Genomic DNA, 1,867 nt, shown 5'->3' with positions numbered 1-1,867 from the left:
ACCGCCCCAGTCAAACTGCCCACCTAACAATGTCCAGTCACCAGATTCATGGCGTCCTGTTAGAACCCCAGTACTGTCAGGGTGGTATCCCAAGGTTGACTCCACTAAGGCTGACGCCCTAGTTTCCCAGTCTCCCACCTATCCTGTACAGACAATACCGGAATTCAATGCTAAGCTACAGTAAAGCTCTACGGGGTCTTTCCGTCCAATCGCGGGTAGCGAGCATCTTCACTCGCACTACAACTTCGCCGGATTTGCAGTTGAGACAGTGCCCAAGTCATTACGCCATTCGTGCGGGTCAGAACTTACCTGACAAGGAATTTCGCTACCTTAGGACCGTTATAGTTACGGCCGCCGTTTACTGGGGCTTAAGTTCACACCTTCGCTTGCGCTAAGTGTTCCCCTTAACCTTCCAGCACCGGGCAGGCGTCAGCCCCTATACATCAGCTTACGCTTTAGCAGAGACCTGTGTTTTTGCTAAACAGTTGCTTGGGCCTATTCTCTGCGGCCTGCTCTCGCAGGCACCCCTTCTCGCGAACTTACGGGGTCAATTTGCCTAGTTCCTTAACTGCAATTCTTCCGCCGGCCTTAGGATTCTCTCCTCATCTACCTGTGTCGGTTTGCGGTACGGGCACTACTTCTCTCTCTAGATGCTTTTCTTGGAAGCATGGAATCATGTACTTCGGCCTATATGGCCTTCCCCATCACGCCTCAGAATTGTTACAGCGGATTTGCCTACCGTAACTCCCTAAACGCTTAGACTAGCATTTCCAATCGCTAGCACACACTATCCTTCTCCGTCACACCCTCGATAATAACGATGGTAGTGGTATCGGAATATCAACCGATTGTCCATCGCCTACGCCTTTCGGCCTCGGCTTAGGTCCCGACTAACCCTCAGCGGACGAGCCTTCCTGAGGAAACCTTAGATATTCGGCCTGTAGGATTCTCACCTACATCTCGCTACTAATGCCAACATTCTCACTCGTAATCAGTCCACCGCTCCTTACGGTACGACTTCAGCCCGATTACGACGCTCCCCTACCGCTTGCTTACGCAAGCCCGTAGCTTCGGTGGTAAGTTTGAGCCCCGGACATTTTCGGCGCAGGATCTCTCGACTAGTGAGCTATTACGCACTCTTTAAATGAGTGGCTGCTTCTAAGCCAACATCCTAGTTGTCTTAGAAATCCCACATCCTTTTCCACTTAACTTACACTTTGGGACCTTAGCTGACGATCTGGGCTGTTTCCCTTTTGACCACGGATCTTATCATTCGTAGTCTGACTGCCGGACTAAATGTATATGGCATTCGGAGTTTGATAAGGTTCGGTAAGCGATATGCCCCCTAGCCCATTCAGTGCTCTACCTCCACTACACATATCCGACGCTAGCCCTAAAGCTATTTCGGGGAGAACCAGCTATCTCCGAGTTCGATTGGAATTTCTCCGCTATCCACAGCTCATCCCATGCTTTTTCAACAGCAACGTGGTTCGGTCCTCCACGAAGTTTTACCCTCGCTTCAACCTGGCCATGGATAGGTCACCCGGTTTCGGGTCTACGGCATGCAACTAGTCGCCCTATTAAGACTCGGTTTCCCTTCGGCTCCGTACCTTAAGTACTTAACCTTGCTACATACCGTAACTCGTTGGCTCGTTCTACAAAAAGCACGTCATCACCCTCATATGGGGCTTTGACCGGTTGTAGGCACACGGTTTCAGGTTCTATTTCACTCCCCTCCCGGGGTTCTTTTCACCTTTCCCTCACGGTACTGCTTCACTATCGGTCATCAGGTAGTATTTAGCCTTGGGAGGTGGTCCTCCCTGCTTCCCACAAGGTTTCACGTGTCTCGTGGTACTCTGGATCAGAG

At 51.0% G+C, this 1,867-nt stretch carries 1 rRNA gene; it reads right to left on the bottom strand.

The features are described 5' to 3' along the window. Nucleotides 1-1,867, bottom strand: a 23S ribosomal RNA gene (locus TY07_RS16985); the annotation flags it as partial.

This window comes from Clostridium saudiense (assembly GCF_000577815.1).
In the GTDB taxonomy this organism is placed as follows: Bacteria; Bacillota; Clostridia; order Clostridiales; family Clostridiaceae; genus Clostridium; species Clostridium saudiense.
This window is presented reverse-complemented; position numbering and strand designations above follow the sequence as displayed.